31 protein-coding genes are annotated in these 22914 nt (G+C 71.6%); 18 read left to right on the plus strand and 13 right to left on the minus strand.

Going from position 1 to position 22914, the window contains the following annotated elements; all coding sequences use genetic code 11:
• Positions 1–99 precede the first annotated feature (99 nt).
• Entirely contained in the window at positions 100–1287 is a 1188-nt protein-coding gene (locus QP939_RS23410; protein WP_285458956.1) for a CaiB/BaiF CoA transferase family protein, read from the plus strand.
• Positions 1288–1380: 93 nt separating this feature from the next.
• Positions 1381–2649 carry an aminotransferase family protein gene (locus QP939_RS23415; RefSeq protein ID WP_285458957.1) on the plus strand — a complete coding sequence of 423 codons (1269 nt, stop codon included), beginning with the start codon at positions 1381–1383 and terminating at the stop codon, positions 2647–2649.
• 57 nt (positions 2650–2706) lie between these two features.
• On the opposite strand, the gene QP939_RS23420 is transcribed toward QP939_RS23415, so the two are convergent.
• From QP939_RS23420 to QP939_RS23445, 6 genes are all read right to left on the minus strand, one after another.
• The gene (locus tag QP939_RS23420) at positions 2707–3144 is read right to left on the minus strand and encodes a VOC family protein (protein WP_285458958.1); all 438 of its coding nucleotides are present in this window, start codon (positions 3142–3144) and stop codon (positions 2707–2709) included.
• Entirely contained in the window at positions 3123–3320 is a 198-nt protein-coding gene (locus tag QP939_RS23425; RefSeq protein ID WP_072476601.1) for a hypothetical protein, read from the minus strand. Before QP939_RS23425 ends, QP939_RS23420 begins: the two co-directional genes overlap by 22 nt.
• Positions 3321–3453: 133 nt before the next feature.
• The gene (locus QP939_RS23430; RefSeq protein WP_285458959.1) at positions 3454–3957 is read right to left on the minus strand and encodes a GNAT family N-acetyltransferase; all 504 of its coding nucleotides are present in this window, start codon (positions 3955–3957) and stop codon (positions 3454–3456) included.
• Positions 3958–3988: 31 nt separating this feature from the next.
• Entirely contained in the window at positions 3989–4774 is a 786-nt protein-coding gene (locus QP939_RS23435) for an IclR family transcriptional regulator (protein WP_331659706.1), read from the minus strand.
• Positions 4775–4946: 172 nt separating this feature from the next.
• Entirely contained in the window at positions 4947–6395 is a 1449-nt protein-coding gene (locus QP939_RS23440; RefSeq protein ID WP_285459825.1) for a PH domain-containing protein, read from the minus strand.
• A 107-nt stretch (positions 6396–6502) separates the two neighbouring features.
• On the minus strand, positions 6503–7012 hold the full coding sequence (locus QP939_RS23445) for a PH domain-containing protein (protein ID WP_285458961.1): 510 nt from the start codon (positions 7010–7012) through the stop codon (positions 6503–6505).
• 173 nt (positions 7013–7185) lie between these two features.
• Between QP939_RS23445 and QP939_RS23450 the strand changes: the two genes are divergently transcribed.
• Both QP939_RS23450 and QP939_RS23455 read left to right on the plus strand, forming a co-directional pair.
• Positions 7186–8106, plus strand: a complete 921-nt coding sequence (locus QP939_RS23450; protein ID WP_285458962.1) for a proteasome assembly chaperone family protein — start codon at positions 7186–7188, stop codon at positions 8104–8106.
• Complete coding sequence (locus QP939_RS23455; protein ID WP_285458963.1) at positions 8103–8837, plus strand: class I SAM-dependent methyltransferase; 735 nt, start codon at positions 8103–8105, stop codon at positions 8835–8837. Before QP939_RS23450 ends, QP939_RS23455 begins: the two co-directional genes overlap by 4 nt.
• Positions 8838–8876: 39 nt before the next feature.
• On the opposite strand, the gene QP939_RS23460 is transcribed toward QP939_RS23455, so the two are convergent.
• Entirely contained in the window at positions 8877–9302 is a 426-nt protein-coding gene (locus QP939_RS23460) for a MarR family winged helix-turn-helix transcriptional regulator (protein WP_285458964.1), read from the minus strand.
• A gap of 64 nt (positions 9303–9366) precedes the next feature.
• On the opposite strand from QP939_RS23460, the gene QP939_RS23465 reads away from it, so the two are divergent.
• Positions 9367–9939, plus strand: a complete 573-nt coding sequence (locus QP939_RS23465) for a PaaI family thioesterase (protein WP_285458965.1) — start codon at positions 9367–9369, stop codon at positions 9937–9939.
• Positions 9842–10603, plus strand: coding sequence for a class I SAM-dependent methyltransferase (locus QP939_RS23470; protein WP_285458966.1), 762 nt, complete (start codon positions 9842–9844; stop codon positions 10601–10603). Before QP939_RS23465 ends, QP939_RS23470 begins: the two co-directional genes overlap by 98 nt.
• Here the strand turns inward: QP939_RS23470 and QP939_RS23475 are convergent.
• The 3 genes from QP939_RS23475 to QP939_RS23485 form a co-directional block, all read right to left on the minus strand.
• The gene (locus QP939_RS23475) at positions 10590–10937 is read right to left on the minus strand and encodes a YciI family protein (RefSeq protein ID WP_285458967.1); all 348 of its coding nucleotides are present in this window, start codon (positions 10935–10937) and stop codon (positions 10590–10592) included. The genes QP939_RS23470 and QP939_RS23475 overlap by 14 nt on opposite strands.
• Before the next feature lie 23 nt (positions 10938–10960).
• Positions 10961–11947 (minus strand): MCE family protein, encoded by a 987-nt coding sequence (locus tag QP939_RS23480; protein ID WP_285458968.1) that lies wholly within the window; start codon positions 11945–11947, stop codon positions 10961–10963.
• Between the two features lie 69 nt (positions 11948–12016).
• Positions 12017–13207 carry an FAD-dependent monooxygenase gene (locus tag QP939_RS23485; protein WP_285458969.1) on the minus strand — a complete coding sequence of 397 codons (1191 nt, stop codon included), beginning with the start codon at positions 13205–13207 and terminating at the stop codon, positions 12017–12019.
• 122 nt (positions 13208–13329) lie between these two features.
• Between QP939_RS23485 and QP939_RS23490 the strand changes: the two genes are divergently transcribed.
• Positions 13330–13980, plus strand: a complete 651-nt coding sequence (locus QP939_RS23490) for a TetR family transcriptional regulator C-terminal domain-containing protein (RefSeq protein ID WP_285458970.1) — start codon at positions 13330–13332, stop codon at positions 13978–13980.
• On the opposite strand, the gene QP939_RS23495 is transcribed toward QP939_RS23490, so the two are convergent.
• Positions 13977–14252, minus strand: a complete 276-nt coding sequence (locus QP939_RS23495) for a YggT family protein (RefSeq protein ID WP_285458971.1) — start codon at positions 14250–14252, stop codon at positions 13977–13979. The two genes, QP939_RS23490 and QP939_RS23495, sit on opposite strands and share 4 nt — an antisense overlap.
• Positions 14253–14314: 62 nt before the next feature.
• Positions 14315–15232 (minus strand): MBL fold metallo-hydrolase, encoded by a 918-nt coding sequence (locus QP939_RS23500; RefSeq protein WP_285458972.1) that lies wholly within the window; start codon positions 15230–15232, stop codon positions 14315–14317.
• A gap of 75 nt (positions 15233–15307) precedes the next feature.
• Here QP939_RS23500 and QP939_RS23505 point away from each other — a divergent pair, with 75 nt between their 5' ends.
• From QP939_RS23505 to QP939_RS23555, 11 genes are all read left to right on the plus strand, one after another.
• Complete coding sequence (locus tag QP939_RS23505; protein ID WP_285458973.1) at positions 15308–16207, plus strand: AraC family transcriptional regulator; 900 nt, start codon at positions 15308–15310, stop codon at positions 16205–16207.
• 1153 nt (positions 16208–17360) lie between these two features.
• Positions 17361–18413: an SRPBCC family protein gene (locus QP939_RS23510; RefSeq protein WP_285458974.1), complete on the plus strand. Its 1053-nt coding sequence runs from the start codon at positions 17361–17363 to the stop codon at positions 18411–18413.
• Positions 18410–18811, plus strand: a complete 402-nt coding sequence (gene gvpJ / locus QP939_RS23515; protein ID WP_285458975.1) for a gas vesicle protein GvpJ — start codon at positions 18410–18412, stop codon at positions 18809–18811. Before QP939_RS23510 ends, gvpJ begins: the two co-directional genes overlap by 4 nt.
• 1 nt (position 18812) lies before the next feature.
• A complete protein-coding gene (locus QP939_RS23520) occupies positions 18813–19577 on the plus strand; it encodes a GvpL/GvpF family gas vesicle protein (protein WP_285458976.1) in 765 nt (254 codons plus the stop codon).
• 3 nt (positions 19578–19580) lie between these two features.
• Complete coding sequence (locus QP939_RS23525) at positions 19581–19838, plus strand: gas vesicle protein GvpG (protein WP_285458977.1); 258 nt, start codon at positions 19581–19583, stop codon at positions 19836–19838.
• Between the two features lie 6 nt (positions 19839–19844).
• Positions 19845–20186 (plus strand): gas vesicle protein GvpO, encoded by a 342-nt coding sequence (gene gvpO / locus QP939_RS23530; protein ID WP_285458978.1) that lies wholly within the window; start codon positions 19845–19847, stop codon positions 20184–20186.
• 1 nt (position 20187) lies between these two features.
• Positions 20188–20535 carry a gas vesicle protein gene (locus tag QP939_RS23535; RefSeq protein ID WP_285458979.1) on the plus strand — a complete coding sequence of 116 codons (348 nt, stop codon included), beginning with the start codon at positions 20188–20190 and terminating at the stop codon, positions 20533–20535.
• Positions 20519–21298: a GvpL/GvpF family gas vesicle protein gene (locus tag QP939_RS23540; RefSeq protein WP_285458980.1), complete on the plus strand. Its 780-nt coding sequence runs from the start codon at positions 20519–20521 to the stop codon at positions 21296–21298. Before QP939_RS23535 ends, QP939_RS23540 begins: the two co-directional genes overlap by 17 nt.
• The gene (locus QP939_RS23545; protein ID WP_285458981.1) at positions 21295–21489 is read left to right on the plus strand and encodes a gas vesicle protein; all 195 of its coding nucleotides are present in this window, start codon (positions 21295–21297) and stop codon (positions 21487–21489) included. Before QP939_RS23540 ends, QP939_RS23545 begins: the two co-directional genes overlap by 4 nt.
• Positions 21482–21769, plus strand: a complete 288-nt coding sequence (locus QP939_RS23550; RefSeq protein WP_285458982.1) for a gas vesicle protein K — start codon at positions 21482–21484, stop codon at positions 21767–21769. The genes QP939_RS23545 and QP939_RS23550 overlap by 8 nt, the downstream gene beginning before the upstream one ends.
• Before the next feature lie 58 nt (positions 21770–21827).
• Positions 21828–22109 carry a GlsB/YeaQ/YmgE family stress response membrane protein gene (locus tag QP939_RS23555; RefSeq protein WP_285458983.1) on the plus strand — a complete coding sequence of 94 codons (282 nt, stop codon included), beginning with the start codon at positions 21828–21830 and terminating at the stop codon, positions 22107–22109.
• Between the two features lie 3 nt (positions 22110–22112).
• Here the strand turns inward: QP939_RS23555 and QP939_RS23560 are convergent, their stop codons facing one another.
• Positions 22113–22910, minus strand: a complete 798-nt coding sequence (locus QP939_RS23560) for an SDR family oxidoreductase (RefSeq protein ID WP_285458984.1) — start codon at positions 22908–22910, stop codon at positions 22113–22115.
• Positions 22911–22914 lie beyond the last annotated feature (4 nt).

The following is a 22914-nucleotide window of genomic DNA, read 5'->3' on the forward strand; positions in this document are numbered from 1 at the left end:
CGGAGTGACCGTCGTCTATGTCCGTCGGTAAGTAATCCATTTCCCGGGCCGCGGGAGGTAGAAAGGGCGGGACGTCCCCAGCTCGACGAGGAGCCGCTGATGCCCGACGGATTCCGCCCGCTCGACGGGATCAAGGTCGTCGACCTGTCCCGCATCCTCGCCGGGCCGTACTGCACGCAGTACCTCGGCGAGATGGGTGCCGACGTCGTGAAGGTCGAGCCGCCGGGGCACGGCGACGACACCCGCGGCTGGGGGCCGCCCTTCGTCGGGGAGAGCGACGAGGCCGTCTACTACCTGGCCGCGAACCGGAACAAACGCGGGATCGTGCTCGACCTCAAGAGCGACCGCGGCCAGGAGGCGTTGCGGCGGCTGGTCGCCGGGGCCGACGTGCTCGTCGAGAACTTCCGGCCGGGGACGCTCGAGAAGTGGGGGATCGGCTACGACGCGCTCTCGGAGCTGAACCCGCGGCTGATCCACGTGTCGATCACCGGGTTCGGGCAGACCGGGCCCTACCGCGACCGCGCGGGCTACGACCTGGTCGCGCAGGCGCTTGGCGGCGTGATGTCGCTGACCGGCGAGCCCGACGGCGCGCCGGCGAAGGTCGGGCTGCCCGTGGCGGACCTCAACGCCGGGACGTGGGCGATCATCGCGGTGCTGATGGCGCTGCAGGCCCGGCACACGACCGGCCGCGGCCAGTACCTCGACGTGTCGCTTTTGGACAGTCAGCTGGCGTGGCACGTCTACGCCGCGGGCGCGCACTTCTACGACGCGCCGCGGCCGCGCCGGATGGGCTCGGCGCACCCGAGCATCGTCCCGTACCAGGCCTACCACGTCGCCGACGGCTGGCTGATCATCGCCGTCGGCAGCGAAAAGCTGTGGCAGGCCTTCTGCGGGGTGCTCGACCTCGACATCGCCGCCGACCCGCGGTTCGCGTCGAACGCCGCCCGCGCGGCCCACCGCGACGCGCTGAACGCCCTGCTCGAACCCGTGCTGCTGACCCGCACGGTCGCCGAGTGGACGAAGTCCTTCGACGCGGCGGGCATCCCGGCGGCCCCGATCAACGAGATCGACGACGTCTACGCCGACCCGTGGACGGCCGCGCGCGACCAGGTGGTCCGGCTGCCGCACCCGACCGTGGGCACCTACCTGGGCACGGGGTTCCCGGTGAAGGCGTCGGACACCCCGGCCCGGCCGACCTCAGCACCGCCGACACTCGGGCAGCACACCGCGGAAGTCCTCGCCGAGCTGGGCTACTCGGCCGAGGAGATCGCGGAGTTCCTGGACTGACCGGCCAGTCCGGGCCGCCGAACTGTGCACGACGGAGTGTTCGCACTCGCCGCCCCGCCCTGGTAGGGATGGGGGCAGGACTGAGGAGGACCGATGGCAGCACAGCACGCCCTTTGGCACCCGTTCGCCGACATGGGCGCGGTCGAGCACGACCGGATGGTGATCACCCGCGGCGAGGGCTCGTACGTCTGGGACGACGCGGGCCGCCGGTACTTCGACGCGACGGCGTCGCTCTGGTACGCGAACTTCGGCCACGGGCGCCCGGAGATCACCGACGCTGTCGCCGCGCAGCTGCGGACGCTCGACTCGTACAACCTGTTCGGCTACAACGCGAACCAGCCGGCGATCGACCTCGCCGACCGCGTCGCCGCGCTGGCGCCGACGCCGGGTTCGAAGGTGTTCTTCGGTTCGGGCGGCGGTGACGTCATCGACACGGCCGTCAAGCTCGCGCGGGCGTACTTCGCGCAGACCGGCCGCCCGGAGAAGGTCCACGTCATCGGCCGGACGCAGGGCTACCACGGCACGCACGGGTTCGGCACCGCCGTCGGCGGCATCCCGGCCAACGCGACCGGCGTCGGCCCGCAGCCGCCGGAGTTCTCGCACGTCCCGTACGACGACGCCGCGGCCCTCGAAGCCGAGATCACCCGGGTGGGTGCGTCCCGCGTGGCCGCGTTCTTCTGCGAGCCGGTGATCGGCGCGGGCGGCGTGCTGCTCCCACCGGACGGGTACATCGAGGAGGTGGCGGCGATCTGCCGCCGTCACGACGTGCTGTTCGTCGCCGACTGCGTGATCGCGGCGTGGGGCCGGCTGGGCACGTGGTTCGGCATCGACCGCTGGGCGGTCCAGCCGGACATGATCACCACGGCCAAGGGCATCACCGGCGGGACGATCCCGCTGGGCGCGCTGATCGTCGCCCCGCGCGTGGCCGAGCCGTTCTTCACCGGCGAGCCGGGCGCGCCGATCTTCCGCCATGGCGCGACGTACGCGGGGCACCCGGTGGCCTGCGCCGCGGGCCTGGCGACGCTGGACATCTACGAGCGCGACGGCCTGATCCCGCGCGGCCGCGAGCTGGAAAAGCCGTTGGCCGACGCGGTTTCCGCGGCGAGCGGGCACCCGCTGGTGGCCGAAGTCCGCGCCGGGCTCGGCTTCCTCGCCGCGGTGGAGCTGACGGCGGAGGTCATGGACGCCGACCCGGGTGCGCCGGTGAAGCTGCAGCGCGCCTGCCGCGACGAGGGCGTGATCGTGCGCAACCTCGGCCGCGGGATCGCGGTGTCGCCGCCGTTGATCGCGGCCGAGCCCGAGCTGGACCTGCTGGCCACGGCGCTCCCGAAGGCCTTGGACCGCCTGGCCGCCCAGCGCTGACGTCTGGAATGACTCATTCAGGACCTCCGAGGACCTGAATGAGTCATTCAAGACCGCTCAGGAGACGCAGAACTCGTTGCCCTCCGGGTCGGTCATGGTCACCCAGCTGTGCGGGCCCTGCCGACCCCGGTGGAGGAACGTCGCGCCCCGCTCCTGCAGCTTCTGCAAAGCCGATTCGACGTTGTCCGCGCCGACCCAGACGTCGAGGTGCAGCCGGTTCTTCACGGTCTTCTTCTCCGGAACCTCCTGGAAGAGCACCCGGCGCGGCGGCCCGTCCGGTGGGGAGTCCGGGTGGCGGATCGCCGCCCCCGTTCTCCAGACCAGCGCGCCGCGGTGCGTCCGGGTCTCCTCCTCCTTCGCGTACCCCTTCGCGATCATCTCGCGGATGAACTCTTCGTCCGTCGGTTCCACGGACCAGCCGAGCGTCTCGGCCCACCAGTCGGCGAGCACGTGCGGGTCGGCCGAGTCCACCACTACCTGGAAGTCATGCGCCATACCGGCACGTTAACGACCGAGTCCGACATTTTTCGCAACGCCGGGTCCTCGGGCACCACCGTGAAGCGCCACTTGTCCACGCCGCCGCCCATGATTTCGGCGTACCGGCGCGCGCCGTCGGCGTTGGCGAACCGCACCTGCTGACCGTTCGTCAGGTGGGTGATCTTGACCGCCATGACAACCTCCCGAAGTCTGTGGGCCGGCCCGCGGAGCTTCCCCCTCCGGGACCGGCTCGCACAGTAGAACACATGTTCGACCCGCCGCGCCAGTGGATCCCCCGAGAAGGGGAGAAAACCACAAAAGCGCAGGTCAGAGCGGTCGGATCATCGCCACGCGCGGCCAGGCGTCCAGGCCCCGCGCCGCCTCCGCGCGGCGGATCGCGCGCAGCCCGTCGCCGATTTCCGCGTCGTCGAGGACCCGGAACCGCAGCCGCTCGTAGTAGGGCGCGTTCCACGGCACGGCCGCGAACGTCGTGAGCGTCAACGCCGGGAGCCCGCGGGAAACCGCCCACTCCGCGAGCGCCTCGATCAGCGCGCTCCCGAGCCCGCGCCGCGCGTGGCTCGGCCGGACCGAGACCTGCTCGACGTGCGCGTGGCCGTCGACGACCTCCGCGATGAGATACGCGACCGGGCGGTCTTCGTCGTCGACGCTCACCCACGCGCGCCCGTCGGCCTGGTAGGGCGTCAGCTCCGCCGCCGAACCCGGGTCGTCGTCGGCGATCGCGGTCATGTCGAGGGCGCGGAAGAGGCCGCCCGCCTCGCGTTCGATGTCGATCAACGCGGGCAGGTCGTCGGGGCGCGCGAGCCGGATCACCCCGGCATTCCTACGCGCCCGCCGCGGATTTTCACAGCGAATAAGACGAAATCGTCCGCTGGATGCGGATCGCGTACCCCTGCAAGGCCGTGATCGCGGTGTGCCGGGCCTCCTCGGTGATCCGCGCGGCCGGGCCCGCCATGCTCAGCACGGTGGGCCGCCGCCCCGGCGTCAGCACGGGCACGGAACACGCCCAGACGCCTTCGTCGATTTCGCCGGAGCTGACCGCGTACCGGTTTTCCATCGCGTGTTTCAGCTCGTCGCGCAGGGCGGTGCCGCGCTGCTCGACGATCGAGGGCAGCCGCCGGTCGCGTTCCATCTCCGGCAGCAGGGCGAGCAGCATCTTCCCCGAAGCGCCGAGCCCGAGCGGCATCGAATGCCCCGGCTCGAACGTGAACCGCATGGCGCGGTCGCATTCGACGCGGTCCGCGCACACGGCGGCGTCGCCGAACTGCTGGAACAGCATCACCGTTTCGCCGAGCTCCCGCGCCGCCTCTTCCATGGCGGGCTTCGCGAGCCCCACGAGGTCGTTCGCCAGCTGCGCGGCACGCGCCAGCGGCATCACCTGGCTGGTCAGGTGGTAGTGCCCGGCGCGGCCCTCCTCCAGCAGCTGCAGCTCCTTGAGCAGGGCGACGTAGCGGTAGGTCGTCGCGACCGGGGTGCCGATCGTCGCCGCGAGCTCGGCGACGCTGGCCTCCCAGCGGCGTTCGGAAAAGGCGAGCAGCAGCTGCAGGACCTTCCGGGAACTGCTGGCGCCGGGGGTGCGGCGCGGCGTGGTGGTGGCGGAACCGTCGACGGCACTGACGGCAGGCGTCATCATGACCTCTCGGTGAGACAAAACGACCTTCGCTATCACGCGGGGTGAATAAATTAGCACGGTGTGTGAAAGGAAGGCCAGCATTCCCCGGCGGTAACGCCCGTGAGGAGCACGACCGGACAATGAATATCCACCTAAAACCGCCGAACTGCATTTCCGGTGTAGTGGAACGTCAGTCCCGCTCACCGGTGAGGAACGGCGTCAGCAGCCCGGGAACGGCCCGGTCGGCGAGCGCCAGACCGTCGGCCTCGCCGACGTCGAGCACCCGGTAGTGGCCCTTGCCCGCGGCGACCGGCGCGATGATCGTGACCAGCCCGGCCCGGCGCTGGAAGTACGAGCGCTCGACGACGATCCCGGTCATCCCGTCGCAGCGGACCGCCGCCGTGCCGCGGTCCAGCGAACCCGAGCGCGTCACCAGGTAGCGGCCGGTGAGCGCGTGCCCGAGCCCGCGGTAGCGGTCCCAGCCGACGAGCGCGGCGACCGGCAGCAGCACCAGCGCGGCCTGCCACGGCCAGTCCGGCAGGGCCCCGAGCCACGCCAGTCCGTAGAGCGCCGCGGCGAGCAGCAGCACGCTGACGACGGCGCGGGAGAGCCGCCGGTACAGGGCCCGGCGCGGGTGGCGCGTCAACGGCGTCGCCGCCGGGTCCTCACCGAGCACCTCCGCGACGACTTCGTGCGCTTTCGCGAGCGGCGCGGGCGGGAGCAGCAGCCCGCCGCTCTTGTCCGCGCCCTTGCCTTCGCGCAGCCCGCCCGCGATCGCGACGCAGCGGGCGCCGCCGGCCAGCCGCAGCGGCAGCGGCTCGCGGATCTCCACGCCGCGCAGGCGGTCCTCCTCGATCGACACCGAGCGCGTCGTGATCAGCCCGCGCCGGATGTGCAGGGTGCCGGCGGGTTCGCGGGTGAGCCTGAAGTTCCAGAACGAGAGCACGTACCCGCCGACCGACAGGATCGAGACGAGCACCAGCAGCCCGGCGGCGGCGAGCACCAGGCTCAGCCACGTCGGCGTGTCGGCGAAGTGCCCGACGACCGTCTGCACCAGCGAGAACTGGATCGGGTCGAAGTGCAGTTCGTGCGCGAAGTGGTAGACGGTGCCGACCGCGGCACCCACGACGGCCAGCCCGGACAGCGTGAACGGCGCGTACCGCAGCCACTTCCTGTCGACGGCGGCGACGAGCTGCTCGGGCGGCGCTTGCTCGGTGACCGCCTCGGCCTTGCGGTGCAACAGGAGCGTCCGCAGCCGCTGGGCCTCGGCGATGGTGACGGCGTCGAGCACGAGCTCGTCCTTGCCCGGCCCCTTGCCGTGCGAGTGCCGCCCGGTGCCGATCCGCGCGGCGGCGAGGGAGAACAGCCGGTGCTTCGGCTCGGAGGTGACGTCGACCGTGCGGATCCGGTCGCGCGGGATGGCCCGCTGCTTGCGCAGCAGCAGCCCGGTGTGCCACTCGACCTGCGTCGCGGTGATCCGGTAGCGCGAGGTCAGCACGTGCGAGACGCCGGTGAACACGGCGACCGCGGTGAAGACCAGGCCGACCCACTGCCACGGTTCGCCGTGCCCGAACAGCAACGCGCCCAGCAGGACCGGCAGCGACTTCACCAGGTCCAGCACCGGCCGGATGAGCAGCATGCGCCGGTCGAGGTGGTGCCAGGGCGCGTCCTGCGTGCCTTCGGCGGGCGGCGTCACTACCTCGGTGTCCTCTGCCGCCTCCGCGGGAAAGAGTGCGTCGGCGGGGCTCACGTCGCGTCCCCTCGCACGGCCTGAGTCGTCTTCGTCAGCTCGTCGGCCAGTGCCAGCGCGCGGTCGTGCGCCAGGCCCGCGATGCGCAGCGGGCCCGCCGCGGACGCCGTCGTCACGGTGATCTTCGCCAGCCCGAAGAGCTGCTCGACCGGGTCGCGCTCGATGTCGACGGTCTGGATCCGCGACACCGGCGCGATCCGCCACTGCTGCTTCAGCCAGCCCGCCTGCGTGTAGACGGCCTCGCCGGTGACCTCCCAGCGGTGCACGCGGTAGCGCCACTGGGGCATCACGACCAGGTGCAGCGGGCCGGCGACGCACGCCACGACCAGCGCCACGGTGAGGAACGACGGCGGATCGTCACTGGTCACGACGATGGTGGTGAGCACGCCGATGACGACGATCCAAGAGATCGACGCCATCGCGGTCCAGTAGCCGATCGCCCGGCGGCTGACCCGGTGTGCCGGTGGCCGCAGGCGCAGCTCGGTGTTCGTGGTGTGTTCGCTCACGGCTCAAGCGTGCCCGATCGGTGGCTTGCGTGCCCACGACATGCGTCATGATGGCGAGACGGAATGGTCTCGGTCGCGTGCCGTTACGATCGGCGACACCGTCGGAGGAATGGAATCCCCTTCGAGGTGTGTTGTGCTTGAAGGATTGACGCGCCAGTGAGCAGGAGGATCCGGTGGGACTCGATCCCGACGACCTGTACGAGGTGGATTCGGACGTCCCCGACCTGACCGGGGCGGTGCTGCTGCACCACTTCGAGGGCTTCATGGACGCCGGCTCGGCGGGCCGTCTCCTGGCGGAGCACCTGCTGAGCGGTGACCACCGGGTCGTCGCCCGCTTCGACGTCGACCGCCTCATCGACTACCGCTCGCGGCGCCCGACGATGACCTACGCCGTGGACCACTGGGAGGACTACGACGCGCCGGAGCTGGTGGTGCACCTGCTGCACGACACCGACGGCACGCCGTTCCTGCTGCTGTCCGGCCCCGAGCCGGACCACGACTGGGAGCGCTTCTGCGTCGCGGTCCGGAACCTGATCGAGCGCTGGGGCGTCCGGCTGACCGCCGGGTTCCACGGCATCCCGATGGGCGCGCCGCACACCCGCCCGCTCGGCATCACCGCGCACGCCACCCGCACGGACCTCGTCGGCGAGCACCAGCCGCTGCCGAACCGGCTGCAGGTGCCGGGCAGCCTCGCCGCGCTGCTGGAGTACCGGCTCGGCGAGTGGGGCCACGACGCCGTCGGGTTCGCCGCGCACGTGCCGCACTACCTCGCGCAGTCGACGTACCCCGCGGCGTCGCTGATCGTGCTCGACGCGCTGAGCCGCTCGACCGGGCTGAGCCTGGCCGAGGGTGAGCTGCGCGCGGCCGCCGAGCTCGCCGACGCCGAGATCAACCGCCAGGTCGCCGAGTCCGACGAGGTCGCCGACGTCGTCCGCGCGCTGGAGCGGCAGTACGACACGTTCATCGAGGCGTCCGAGCGGGGCAGCCTGCTCGCGGAGTCCGTCGAGCACATGCCGACGGCGGAGGAGCTGGGGTCGCAGTTCGAGCGGTTCCTGGCCGAGCAGCAGAACGGTGGCGACGGGCCGGAGCGGTGACCCGCTACGACGAGATCGGCGTCGGGTACGCGCTGGGGCGGCGGACGGATCCGCGCTGGCTCGCGCCGGTGCTCGACGCGCTGGGGTCCGCGGCTTCGGTCCTCGACGTCGGTTCCGGCACCGGGTCGTACGAGCCACCCGGCCGCCGCGTCGTCGCGGTCGAGCCGTCGGCGGAGATGATCCGGCAGCGGCCGCCGGGAGCCGCGCCGGTCGTGCGGGCGGTCGCGGAGGCGCTGCCGTTCGCCGCGGGCGCGTTCGACGCCGCGCTGGCGGTGCTGACCGTGCACCACTGGCCCGGCTGGCGCCGCGGGCTCGCCGAGCTGCGCCGGGTCGCGCGCCGCCAGGTCGTCCTGGCCTACGACACCGCACGGCACAACGACTTCTGGCTCGTGCGCGAGTACGTGCCGGAGGTCGCGGAGCTGGAGCGGTCCCGGCCGTCGGCCCCGGAGATCGCGGACGCGCTCGGGGCGACGTCGGTGCTCGAGCTGCCGGTGCCGTGGGACTTCACCGACGGCGTCTTCCCGGCGTACTGGCGCCGCCCGGAGGCCTACCTCGACCCGGCGGTGCGGCGGTCGTGCTCGGCGCTGGCGCAGACGTCGCCCGACGCCGTCGAGCGCGGGATGGCGAAGCTGCGGGCGGACCTGGCGTCCGGGCGCTGGCAGGCCGAGCACGCCGAACTGCTCGACCGCCCGGAGTGGGACGCGGGCTTCCGGCTCATCGTGGCGTCTTGAATGACTCATTCAGGGCGTCGGAGGTCCTGAACGACTCATTCAAGACCAGTGCGCGGCCGCCAGCTTGCCGACGCCGTCCGCGGTCCGGCGGAAGCCCTCCTCACCGAGCACCTGGTGCAGCCGGGCGTTGAACTCCTCGATCTCCGGCGCCACCCTGGCCAGCGCGGTCTCGCCCGCCGCCGTCAGCTCCAGCACCACCGCGCGGTGCTCGCTCGGGTGCGCGCTCCGGGCGACCAGGCCCGCGTCGGCCAGCCGGGCGACCATCGCCGTCACCGCCGATTCGCGCTGGCCGAGCCGCGCGGCCAGCTCGCGCTGGGTCAGACCGCCTTCTTGGACGGCGAACAGGGCACCGAGCTGGGAAGTCGTGATCCCGGCCGCGGCGAGGCAGCGGCGGTCGGCGGCGACGCGCAGCCGGTGGGCGGCCTGCTGGAGCAGGAAGAACAGGCGCTGGTCGGGTTCGGGCACGCCCCGATCTTGACAGTCCCGCGCCCGTCGCGCCATTCTCACTTCACCAGTGAAGTGAGGGTTTATGATCGATCTCGACGTCGCCCGCCGCGGCCTGGCGAGCCAGCCCTTCAGCCGGTTGCTCGGCGCCCGGCTGACCGAGTTCGGCGACGGCGCGGCCACGCTGGAGCTGGCCGTCCGCGACGAGCTCAAGCAGCAGAACGGCTTCCTGCACGGCGGGGTGCTGGCCTACGCCGCCGACAACGCGCTCACCTTCGCCGCCGGCACCGTGCTCGGGCCGTCGCTGCTCACCGCCGGCTTCACGATCGACTACCTGCGGCCCGCGGTCGGCGTCACGCTGCGCGCCCGCGCCGTCGTCGTGCAAGCCGGGCGGGCGCGGGCCACCTGCCGGTGCGAGGTGTACACAGTGGACGATCTTGGTGCCGAGACACTCTGCGCCGCGGCGCAGGGGAGTGCGCGGGTCGCGCGGCCGCGTCAGGTACCGTCCCGGGATGAACCGTTCGCCCGCCACGCAAGCACTGCGGCGGACCCTGGGCAGGATGCTGTTCCGGGTGGCCTCGAAAGTGCACGACCCGTACACCGATCAGCTGAACCGGATGGCCGGGGAGCTGCGCGAGGAGATCGTCCGCCAGGGTGACCGCCTGCTCGATCGGGTGGTGGAGTTCGAAATCCGCAGCCGCCGCGACATCGTCTACGCCGGCGACCAGGACGCGGCCCTGGAGAGCAACGTCTTCGCCCGCGAGCACCTCGTCGGCGCCCGGCACTTCGGCAGTCCACCCGAGACGCTCGAGTACGCGCTTTCCCTGGCGCCGCAAGGGGGAATGGCGCTGGAGTTCGGCGTCGCCTCCGGCAACACGCTGCGCCGGATCGCCCGCGCCCGCGACGGCGTCGAGGTCTACGGCTTCGACTCCTTCGACGGCCTGCCGGAGGCTTGGCTCAACGGCATGCCCGCCGGGGCGTTCGCCCGCGACGACCTGCCCGACGTCCCGGGCGCCGAGCTGGTCGTCGGCCTCTTCGCCGACAGCCTGCCCGGGTTCCTCGAAGCCCACGAAGGGCACGTCGACTTCCTGCACGTCGACGGCGACCTCTATAGCTCGGCCAAGACCGTGCTCGACCTGTGCGGGCCGCGGCTGCGCGCGGGCAGCATCGTGCACTTCGACGAGTTCTTCAACTTCCCCGGCTGGAAGCGGCACGAGTACCGCGCCTGGACGGAGTACGTCGAGCGCACCGGCGTCGAGTTCGAGTACGTCGCCTACACCTACAACGACAACCAGGTGACGGTGAAGATCACGAAACCGTAGGCGCGCCGGGGATTTCGCGCAGCTCGAGTGTCCCGGCTTCGGCCCACGGGTGCCGCGAGGCGACCTCGACGGCCGTGCGCCGGTCCGGGCACTCGAGCACGACGAACCCGCCGACCTGCTCCTTCGTCTCGGCGAACGGGCCGTCGGTCAGCAGCACCTCGCCGTCGCGCACGCGCAGCGTCTTCGCCTCGGCGGGTGGCCGCAGCCCGGTGCCGACCTGCTCGACGCCGCGTTCGGCGACTTCGGCGGCCCATTGGTGGCAGCGCTGAGCCATCTCGGGGCCCGCGTTCGCGGCCGCCGTCTCGTCACCGCGCAGCAGGAGCAGGTAGCGCACGGCGCCAGCATGCCACGCACGGCTCAGCCGTGGCAGCCTTCTTCGTTGAGCGGGCCGAACGACGGCAGCACGAGCCCGCACAAGTAGCCGTCGATCCACCGGCCGCTGCTGGCGATGTTGGTGCCGAACCGCACGAGCGGCGCGAACCCCTTGATGCCGGCGGCGAGCGCGTCCTGGTTGCGCTGCAGCATCGACGTCAGCTGGTCGAGCTGGGTGAGCAGCGGGCCGAGCTGGGCGTCGTTGTCGCGGATCAGGCCGGACAGCTCGGCGCCGAGCTGCCGCGAGCCGTCGAGCAGGGTGCTGATCGCCTGCTCACGGGAGCTCACTTCGGCGAGGAGCTGGTTGCCGTCGGACAGCAGCTGCTGCACGGCGGCGTCGCGGTCGACGAGCGTCTGGGAGACAACCCGCGTGTTGCCCAGGAGCGTGGCGAGCTGGTGGTCGCGGGTGGCGAGCGTGTCCGACAGGCGCGACAGGCCGGTGAGCGCGGCGCGGACGCTGCCCGGCGTGTTGGCGAGCGTCGCCGACAGCGTGTCGAAGCTCTTCGCCAGCTGAGTGGTGTCGATCCTGTCCACAGTGGACGAGAGTTCGCCGAACGCGGTGAGGACGTCGTACGGGACGCTGGTGCGGGACCGCGGGATCGGCGTCCCCGGGTCGAGCGTGTCCTCGCCCTGCGGGTCGAGCGCGAGGTACTTCTGGCCCAGCACGGTCTTCAGCCGGATCGCCGCGCCCGTCGCGTCGCCGAGCCAGGCACCCTTGGCCTTGAAGGAAACCAGCACGTGGTCCCCGCGCAGCTCGATGTCCGAAACGCGCCCGACCTTGACCCCGGCGACGCGGACGTCGTTGCCTTCGAAGAGCCCCGCTGCTTCACTGAACTCCGCGGAGTAGGTCGTGCCGTCGCCGATCACCGGCAGGTTGCGCACGTTCAGCGCGGTGACCACGCCCAGGGCCAGCACGGCCAGTCCGGCGAGCGCCGTCCTGACTCGCGAGTCAGCGGCCCGGCGTATTGACATGGCGTAAAGAGTGACGCACGCCACGCCGGGCCGCCACCGGTGTCCCCCGATGAGACGAAGATCGACGGCTCAAGCGGCGGTGAGCGCCGGGTACTCGCGGTACTCCACCGCGTTCGCCGCCCGGTCGGTCATCCAGGTGAACACCTTGCCGAACACCCGCGTGCTCAGCATCCGGTAGGCGCGGTTGCGGCTGCGGATCTTCGCGGCCGTGCGCGGCGCGAGGAAATTGCCCGAGCCCTTGCCGTTCTTCTGCCCGACGGTCGCGGGCTTGCGGAGCCGCTGCTCGTACTTCGCGAACGCTGTCGCGTGGTCGCCACCCGCCGCGGCGAGCTCGCCGGCCAGCACCTGCGCGCCCATCATCGCGAGGCCGGTGCCGGACCCGCCCGGCCCGGCGCACCAGGCGGCGTCGCCGAGCAGCACGACCCGGCCTTTCGACCAGCGGTGGAGGTGGATCTGGCTGATCGAGTCGACGTAGAGGTCGGTCGCCGCGGGCAGCGCCTCGAGCAGCTTCGGCGTCTCCCAGCCCGTGTCGGCGAAGAGCCGGGTGACCAGCGCGCGCTGCTCATCGGCGTTGCGGCGGCGGAACTCGACGCCGTCGGCGGCGAAGACCAAGGCGACGTGCAGCCGGTCCGGCAGCCGGTGACTGCCCACGGTCAGGCCGCGGCCCGGCTCGTTGTACATCACGCTCGTGTGGTCGAGGCCGAGGTGGTTGGGCGCGGTGAACCCGGCGATGCCGAAGCCGAGGTCGCGCCGGAAGTCCCGCTCCGGCCCGAAGGCGGCGGCCCGCACGCCGGAGTGCACGCCGTCGGCGCCGACGACCAGGTCGAAGCTCCGCGGCGAGCCGTGGGCGAAGGTGACGTCGACGCCGTCGGCGGTCTCGGTGAGGCTGGTGACGCGGTCGCCGAAGACGTATTCGGTGTAGTCCCTCGTGTGCTCGTACAGGATCCGCGCGAGGTCGCCGCGCAGGATCTCGACCTCGCCGCTCCAGGCGGCGCCGGGCACGGTGAACAGCGGCCGCGCGTCGAGGCCGAGCAGGGTCTGGTCGCCCATCGCCGTCTCGTGGCGGCGGACGTCGCCGAGGACGCCCATGGCGTCGAGCAGCTTCACCTGTTCCCCGCGGAAGTCGACGGCCTGGCCGCCGGGCCGCAGGGCGGGCGCGGTCTCGACGACGGTCACCCGGTAGCCGGCGCGGTGCAGCCAGAAGGCCGCGGACGGGCCGGCGATGCTGGCCCCGGAGACGAGCACGGTCTTGGCGGTCATCGGTGGTACCTCTCTCGGGTCGGTGCTGACGATCCGAGACTGCGCGGGACCGCTGACGGTCCGCGCACGAGCCGCTGACGGTTCGGCCGGTGGGGTGGGGTCGCGGTCGCTAACATGGCGCGGTGGACCGCTCTGCCGCGGGCCGGATCCCGCAGGACGACGAGGGCGTCGCCGAGGCGCGCATCCTGGCCGCCGCCGCGCACCTCATCGCCGAGGACGGGTTCGGCCGGATGAAGCTCGGCGCCGTCTGCGCCCGCTCCGGGTACGCCCGGTCCGTCGTCTACCAGCACTTCGGGGACAAGGACGGGCTCGGGCAGCGGCTGGTCGAGTACGCGGTCGCGGAGTTCACCGACGCCTACAGCGAGGCCGTCGCGGCCCGCACCGGGGCGGCGGTCCCGACGCCGATGGACATGCTGCGCGCGTTGCTGGACATCATCTTCGAGCTGATCCACACGATGCCGACGCTCAACCAGGCGTTCCTCGCCCTCTGGGGCGACGGCGCGGCGGAGAACTCGGCGTTGCGCGGCGCGCTGACCGAGGCCGACCGCCGGTTCCGGTTCGCCATCGCCCAGACGGTGGCGAGCGGCGTCGCGGACGGGACGATCACCGGCGTCCGCGACGCGGATTCGTACGCCTCGGCGTTGCTCGCGCAGCTGCGAGGGATCTCGATGCAGGCCCTGATCGACCCCGACGGCGTCGACCTGCGCGGCGTGCGCGCCGAGCTGGAACGCGGCATCGACCGCCTCTCCGCGGGCTTCCGCGGCGCGCTCTAAAGCGCGAAGACGATGCTCCGCAGCACGATGACGCCGATGAAGACCAGCGTGAAGGCGAGGTCGAGGGAGATCCCGCCGATCCGCACCGGCCGCACGACCCGCCGGACCGGCCCGATCACCGGCTCGGTCGCGGAGTAGGCGAGGCTGCGGGCGCGCCGCGTCCACGGCGGGCTGTCCGCCACCATCCCGACCCAGTCCAGCACCATCCGCGCGATCAGTACCAGCAGGTACAGGCTCAGCGCGAAGCCGATCAACGTCCACAGGGCACCCATGGTTCCTCCTCCGTCCCCCTGGAAACGTGCCGAGGGGGCGAGGAGTGCCAGTTCTGTCCGATTCACAGCCTTTCAACAGGAAGCCGGCTCGCCCAGCGGTGGACGGCGAACCGGCTGCCGTCGCGCCGGACCTCGGCCGCGCCCGAGCCGCCGAAGTGCGCGGGGATGACGAGTTCGCGCTGGTCCGCGGCCCGCTCGAGTACTTGCCGCCGCGTGACGGCCGCCTGCGCCGGGGCTTCGCAGAAACAACTGCTGTGCTCGGGCGCGACGATCTGGACGGGGCTGTGGAGCAGGTCCCCGACGAAGACGGCCCGGTCCGTCCCCGACGAGAGCCGGAGCACGGACGAGCCCGGGGTGTGGCCGGGCGCGGGCTCGAGGGTGAGGTTCCGGTCGATCCGGTGGCTCCCCTCCCACAGCACGGTTCGCCCGAGCACCGGCGCGACGCTGTCGGCGTAGACGAGCAGGCTGCCTTCCCGGCGCACCTGGTCGCGCTCGGTGCGCGGCGCCGGGCGGCGGTGGGCGTTGCGGGGATCGAAGTACGTCGCGTCGGCGCGGGGGATCAGGTAGGTCGCGTTCGGGAACGTCGGGACCCAGTCGCCGTCGCGGAGCCGGGTGTTCCAGCCGACGTGGTCGTAGTGGATGTGGGTGTTCACGACGACGTCGACGTCCTCGGGCCGGACCCCGGCGGCGGCGAGCCGGTCGAGGAAGTCCGTGCTCATGTGGTCGAAGAGCGGGATCTGCGGCCGCTCCCGGTCGTTCCCGACGCCGGTGTCGACGAGGACGACACGGCCTTCGGAGCGGAGGACCCACGTCTGCACGGCGCCGACGTAACCGCCGGTGCCCGGGTTCCAGTGGTCCGGGGCGAGCCAGCGGGCGTTGTCCGCCCACAGCTCGGCCGGGCTGGGGACGATGTCCCGGGCGGGCGCGATCTCGCCCGCCCACTCGAGGACCTTCACGACTTCGACGTCACCGATGTGCATATCGCTAAGCTAAGCTCGCCGAATGAGCGTTTCCATGGTTGATCTGCTCGTTCCGATACGCGATCGTCTCACATCATGGATCTCCTGAGCGACGCGATCACGGCCGTCCGCATCGGGCGGCCGACGTCGAACCGCCTCAGCGCGGGCGACGACTGGTGCTACCGCTTCGCGCGCTACGAAGGCGCGGGTTTCCACGCCTTGCTGCGGGGCAGCGGCTGGCTGGTCCCGGAGAGCGGCGCGCCGGTCCCGCTCGGTGCGGGCGACGTCGTGCTGGTCCCGCACGGCAGCCCGCACACGCTGTCGTCGCGCCCGGACGCCGCGGGCGCGGTCCCGTTCGAGGCGGCGGTGCCCGAGCCGGACGGCCGGACGGAGTTCCTGTGCGGCAAGTACCGTCTCGCGCAGGCGCACCGGCACCCCGTGCTGACCAGCCTGCCGGAGGTGGTCCACGTCCCGGCGCGAGTCGGCGTCGGCTCGCGGCTCCGGTCGGCGATGGACCTGCTGGGCGCCGAGCTGAGTGCCGCCGAACCCGGCTCGGCGACGGTCGTCGCGGGCTTGCTCGACCTCTTGCTCGTCTACCTCATCCGGGCGTGGCTGGCGGACAACCCGGGCACCGGGTGGCCGCAGGCGCTGAGCGACCCGCCGATCGCGGCGGCGCTGGAGGCGGTGCACGCGAATCCGGAAGCGCCGTGGCGGATCGAGGACCTCGCGGCCCGCGTCGGCCTGTCCCGCGCCACGCTGGCTCGCCGGTTCACCGCGTCGACCGGACGGCCGCCCATGGCCTACCTGACGTGGTGGCGCCTGACGAAGGCGGCGAGGTTGCTGCGGGAAACGACGCTGCCGCTGCCGTCGGTCGCGGCGAAGGTCGGCTACGGGTCGCCGTTCGCGTTCTCGCACGCGTTCAAGCGCGAATTCGGCGTCGCCCCGGGGGTGTACCGGGCCGGTGACGATCAGGCGTCCGATGTGGACCTTCGGTGAGCGCGCGGCAAGGGAAAGGTTCGCGGAAGGTAAACGGCGGGCGGAGGCCTCGTCGACGGCCGACCCGGACGGGTTAGGCCATTCGGCCGGAACCGGCTTTCCCCGCGCGCCCGGGTTCGCGGATCCGTTGGCGCACAATGATCTTCGCGGCTCGTCGTCGCTCAGCGTGGTTCTCGATGACGCGCTGAGAAATTGACCCGGCCGGGTGAGTCTGTTCGGTCGTGCCGAGCGGGCCATCCGTCGGAAGCGCGCGCTCGCAGCGTGACGGGATGTGCTTTTTCCGTTATCTCACAAGGACTTGAAAACTCGCCGGTAACAGGACGTCGACTGTCCACAGTGGTGATCAACGGCCGTCCGGGCGGGCAACGCGAATCTTGATTTCTTGGCGGGCGGCGGTTTTCGTGGTCTGACACCCGGGAACCTGGCTTGAGTGGTGCCCACGCATCCGCTCGCCCCGAATTCCGTAGGTGGTGCGCGTGGTGCGCTGGGCCTCGTCCGAACCGTCAGGGTCAGGAGGACCAGCAAATGAAGCCAGGAGCGCGGATCGTCCTAGGGGTCGGGGTCGGCTACCTACTGGGGCGCACCAAGAAGATGCGGCTCGCGTTGATGATCGCCGCCGCCGGGGCGACCGGGCGGGCGGGCACGTCCCCGGTGAAACTTCTGCAGCACGGCCTGAAGCAGCTCGGCACCTCCGCGGAGCTGGGCAAGCTCACGGACGTCGCGCGCGACGAGCTCCTCGGCGCGGCCAAGGCGGCCGCCGTGACGGCGGCGAGTCCCGGATCGAGTCGCTCACCGAGCGCCTGCAGGAAGGGGGCCGCAAGCGGGACGAGGAACCGGACGACGAAGAGTCGGGCGAGGAACCGGATCGCGCGGCCGAAGACGAAGAAGAAGAGACGCCGAAGCGCGGACGGCGTCGCACGCGGGAGCCGGAAGAGGACACGTCGGAGCCGGACGAGGAAGAGCCGTCCGACGACGAAGAACCCCGCCGTCCCGCCAGACGCCGGGCGGCCGCCCGCGACGAAGACGGTGAGCAGCCGGACGAAGCCGAGCGGCCCGTGCGCCGCCGGAAGACGACCAAGCGGACCGCCGGCTCTTCGGATGGCGAGAAGCCGGCCCGGCGAGCCCGCGTCGGCGCCGGCCGGAGGTGACCGCGATGGCTACCAAGCAGCTGAAGAACGCCGCCAGCCGGGCCAAGAGCACCGCCACGGGTGCGGCCGGGAAGGCGGGCGGCGGATCGAACGAGCTGACCGACGCCCTGCGGCACCTGGCGGAAGCCGCCGCCGGCCGGGCGGCCGGTTCGCTGACCAACCGCATCACCTCCGCGTCCGGTCGCCTCAGCGACTACGCCGCGGGCGGGGGCGGTGGCCTGGCCGAAGCCGTCACCGGCGGGAAACCCGGGGTGAAGGGCAAAGCCGCGATGGGCGCGGTCAAGGGCGGCCTCTCCGGGATCGTGGACAAGGTCAAGAACGCCTTCACCGGCGGCGGCGGCGGGAACAAGGGCGAAAAGATCAAGCTCACCAACATCGTCGAGGAGATCGACATCGGGGCGCCCGCCGACCTCGTCTACGACCAGTGGACCCGGTTCACCGAGTTCCCGCGGTTCATGAAGAAGGTCGAGAGCGTCGAGCAGGTCAGCGACGAAAAGCTCGAGTGGCGGGCCCAGATCTTCTGGTCGCACCGCACCTGGGAGGCCACGATCCTCGAACAGGTGCCCGGCGAGCGGATCGTGTGGCGCTCGAAGGGGCAGAAGGGCCACGTCGACGGCGCCGTCACCTTCCACGAGCTCACGCCCGACCTCACCCGGGTGGTGCTGGTCCTCGCCTACCACCCGCAGGGCCTGTTCGAGCGCACCGGCAACCTCTGGCGCGCGCAGGGACGGCGGGTCCGGCTGGAGCTGAAGCACTTCCGCCGGCACGTGATGACCGAGGCGCTTCTGCACCCCGACGACGTCGAGGGCTGGCGCGGCGAGATCCGCGACGGCCAGGTCGTCGACGCCGAAGAGTCCGAAGAGTCCGAGTCCGACGAGGCCGAAGACTCCGACGAGGCCGAAGAGCCGGAAGAGTCCGAAGAGGACGAACTCGACGAAGACGAAGACCAAGCCGAAGACGAAGACGAAGACGCCGCCGAGGAAGACGAGCCCGAACCGGCCGCCCGACGCGGGCGGGCCCGGGCGCGCGCCGGCAGAGCGGAAGGGAGCACGCGATGACGACAGCCGTCCAGCCGTCCGGCGGGGGAGGCGGCCTCGACCGCCCGAGCTCGAGCAGTCTCGCGGACGTGATCGACACGATCCTCGACAAGGGATTGGTGATCGACGCCTACGTCCGGGTGTCCCTGGTGGGCATCGAGCTGCTGACCATCGACGCCCGCGTCGTGGTCGCCAGCGTCGACACCTACCTCCGGTTCGCCGAAGCCGTGAACCGCCTCGACATCTCCGACACCGAGCAGAAAGGACTGCCCGACCTGCTCGAGGACGTGAACCAGGGCGGCGCCAAGGCGAAGACGCGCGGCGCGCTCGAAGCGGCGGGCGACAAGCTCCGCGACCTCATCGGAGACGACGAAGACCAGGAGCAGCCGGCCGGTCGGCGACGAAAGGGAGGCGACTGAGATGGCGAACGAGAGCGAAACCGCCTTCTACGTCTACGGCATCGTCCCGTCGGACGTCGAGACCGACTCCGGGGCACGCGGCGTCGGCGACCCGCCCGCGCCGGTCACGACGGTGACCTACGAGCGGATCGCCGCGCTGGTCAGCGAAATCCCGCGGGACAAGCCGCTCGGCAGGCCGGAAGACCTGACCGCGCACGCGGGCCTGCTGGACGCGGCCGCCGCCGAGGTCCCGGTGCTGCCGTTGCGCTTCGGCGCCGTGGTGTCCGATGAGGACGCCGTCGTCGAGGAGCTGCTCAAGGCGAACGAGGACGATTTCGCCGCCGCACTGGACGAACTCGAGGGCAAGGCCGAGTACGTCATCAAAGCCCGGTACGTCGAAGAGGCCGTGCTGCGCGAGATCCTCGACGAGAACGAAGAGCTGGCAAAGCTGCGGGACCAGGTCCGGGGCAAATCGGAAGACGCCACGCGCGACCAGCGGATCGCACTGGGCGAACAGATTGGCAAGGCCATCGAAGCCAAGCGCGCCACCGACACGCAGCGGACGGTGGACGCCCTGGAGCGGCTCGGCGTCGAGATCAGCCCCCGGGAACCGACGCACGAAGAAGAAGCCGTCCACCTCGCGTGCCTGGCCGAAACGGCCAAGCAGGACGACCTCGAGGCCGCCGTCGAAGAGCTCGCCCGCGACTGGGAGGGCCGCGTCGAAGTGCGGTTGCTGGGCCCGCTCGCGGCGTACGACTTCGTCGTCACCCAGCGGCCGGAGGAGTAGGCGATGGGTGTGGTCGGCACGATCCTCGGGTTGCCCTTCGCCCCCGTGCGCGGGGTGCTCGCCGTGGCCGAGCTGATCCGGCGGCAGGTCGACGCGGAGCTGTACCACCCCGCGTCGGTCCGCCGTGAGCTCGAAGCCGCGGAAGAAGCGCGGGCCGTCGGCGAGATCTCGCCCGAGGAAGAGGCCGAAGCACAGCAACGGGTGCTGGACCGCCTGACCGCGTCCCCGGCCGAGCCGGGGCCGGAGGAAGAGAAGAGGTGATGACCGATGGCTCCCGCGAGGTCGCGCGGTGAGGCCGGTTCCGACCGGAAGCCGAAGCCCGAGTCCGGCGGCGAAGTGCTGTCCGCGTCGTCGGCGGCGTCGTTCGCGCTGCGCTACGTCGGCGAGCTGATCACGAGCGAGCCGACGGCCGTCACCTCGGTCGAGCCCGCCGAGGACGACGGCTGGCTGGTGGAGGTGGAAGTGCTGGAGGACCGCCGGATCCCGTCGTCGGCGGACATGCTCGCGCTCTACGAGATCGAGCTCGATCCCGACGGTGGCCTGCTCGCGTACCGCCGCACGAAGCGTTACTCGCGCGGCCGGGCCGGCACCGGGAACGGGGTGAGCTGACGTGACCAACGGACAGCCGCTCGCCGCGACGGGCGCGCAGGCCGGGCTCGGCTCGGCGGGCAACCACCAGCCCGCCAACCTCGGCGACATCCTCGAACGCGTGCTGGACAAGGGGCTGGTGATCGCCGGCGACATCCGGGTCAACCTGCTCGACATCGAGCTGCTGACGATCAAGCTCCGGCTCGTCGTCGCCTCCTTGGAGACGGCGAAGGACGTCGGCATCGACTGGTGGGAAAGCGATCCGTGGCTGACGGGCGACAAAGGCGGGGTGCACGAGGAGAACCGCCGGCTGCGAGCCCGCATCGCCGAACTGGAAGCCGCGCCGGAGCGGGATGACGAAGATGATTGAGGGACAAGGGGTTTGGCTGTACGCCGTGACCCGGGACGCCGACCCGGCCGCGCTCGGCGAGCTGACGGGAGTCTCGGCCGAGACCCCGCGGTTCATCGAGGCGGCCGGGCTGGCGGCCGTCGTCGGCGACGTGCCGTTGAGCTCCTTCGGCGAGGAAGCGTTGCACCGCAACTTCGAGGACCTCGACTGGCTGGGCGCGGTCGCCCGGGCGCACGACTCCGTGATCGTGGCCCTGATCGACCGCGGTCCGGCCATCCCGATGCGACTGGCCACCGTGTACCACGACGACGACCGCGTGCGGCACCTGCTCGAATCCCGGGCGGCGGAGTTCGCCCGCGCGCTCGACCAGGTCACCGGGCGGACCGAATGGGGCGTCAAGATCTTCCTCGCCCCCGCACCGGACCCGTCGAGCGACGCCGGGGGTCCGTCCCCACGCGGGGCGGGGGCGGCCTACCTGGCCCGGCGGCGAGCGGCGCTGGACTCGCGCGAACACCAGGAGCGGTGCGCCGCCGAGCAGGCGGACCGGGCGCACCGCCTGCTCGCCGCGCTCGCCGTCGACGCCACGACGCACCCTCCGCAGAGCCGCGCGCTGGCGGGTGAGGACGCGCGGATGATCCTCAACGGCGCGTACCTGGTCGACCACGAGCACACGCTGCGGTTCGCCGAAGCGGCCGCGGCGTGCGACCAGGACAACGACGCGATCCGGGTGCGGCTGACCGGCCCGTGGCCACCGTATTCCTTTTCGGTACTGGAGGAACCATGAGCCAACCCGTTCCCGCACCGGTCGCGGCCGAACGGCCGGTCGCGCTGATCGACCTGCTCGACCGCGTACTCGCCGGGGGAGTCGTCGTGAGTGGCGAACTGACGTTGTCCATCGCGGACGTCGACCTCGTGCACATTTCCCTGCGCACCCTGCTGACCTCGATCACGGCGTTGCAGCCCCGAAATGAGTGAGCTCGAAAAGGGACGGATCAACGCCGATCCCGAGACGGCCGAACGCAGCCTGGTCAGCCTGGTGCTGACGGTGGTGGAGCTGTTGCGCCAGCTCATGGAGCGGCAGGCGCTGCGGAGAGTGGAGCACGGCGACCTCACCGACGACCGGATCGAGGCGATCGGGCAGACGCTCATGAATCTGGAAAACCGGATGACGGAGCTGTGTGAACATTTCGGAATAGACCCGAAAGATCTCAACATCGACCTGGGTCCGCTCGGTTCATTGCTGCCCGAAGAATGACGTTTCCCGCCCGCCGGTGAGGGTATTCGAAATCATCGCTCGGAAAGAGGTGTTGGCGATGACCATCATCGGAATCATCAGCGCGATCGTCGTCGGTCTGGTGATCGGCGTGCTCGGCCGGTTGCTCGCGCCGGGACGGCAGAAGATCCCGCTCTGGCTGACCATCGTGATCGGCATCATCGCGGCGCTGGCGGGCACCGCCATCGCGCGCAGCGCCGGATACGCCGAGACGGCCGGGTTCGACTGGCTGGAGCTGATCACCCAGGTGGTGCTGGCGGCGATCGGCGTTTCGCTGGCGTCGCTGGCGTACGGACGTCGGCGGCGGGGGCTGATGCACTGACCGTCACCTGACCCAGCGGCGAAATCCGCCTTCGGCGTTGATCACCTGCCCGGTGATCCACTGGCTGTCGGCGGAGACGAGCCACCGGACGAGCCGGGCGACCTCGCCGGGGCTGGCCCACCGCCCGGCGGGCAGCGCACGCCCGACGCTTGCGGCGAGGTCCGGGCCGGCCCACCCGGTGTCGACCGGCCCGGGGTTGAGCGCGTTGACGGTGATGCCCCGATCGACCAGCGCGTCGGAGAGGCTGAGGGTCATCTGGTGGATGGCGCCTTTGCTGATGGCGTAAGGAAGTTCCCGGCTCATCGGGGCGAGGTGCTGCCCGGAGGTGAAGAGGACGACCCGCCCGCCGGGACGTCCGTCATCGTGGGCCGCGGCGAACGCCTGGGCGAGCAGCACGCTCGCCCGGGCGTTCACGGCCCAGGTGAGATCCAGCTCGGCGGCGGTGACTTCGGCGAGGGTCTGGTTCGAGCTGCGAGCATGGTTGGCGACCAGGAAATCGACGGCCCCGAACGCCTCGACGGCGGCGGTCACCACATCGCCGGGCGCCTGCGGGTCGGCGAAGTCGGCCGCGATGTGCCGCAGCCGGGGACCTTCCCCGCCGAGCAGTTCCACGATCCCAGCGTCACCGACGGGATCAGTGCCCCAAGGCTGTTCGGCGTCGTGCGGCGACCAGGAGTGCACGAGCACCGAGGCCCCGGCGGCGAGCAGTTGTCCGGCGATCGCGAACCCGATCCCGGCTCGTCGGCTGACCCCCGTCACGATCGCGACCCGGCCGGACAGGGACCCGTCGTCGTTCACCACGCCG

It is taken from the genome of Amycolatopsis nalaikhensis (genome assembly GCF_030264295.1).
GTDB lineage: Bacteria > Actinomycetota > Actinomycetes > Mycobacteriales > Pseudonocardiaceae > Amycolatopsis > Amycolatopsis nalaikhensis.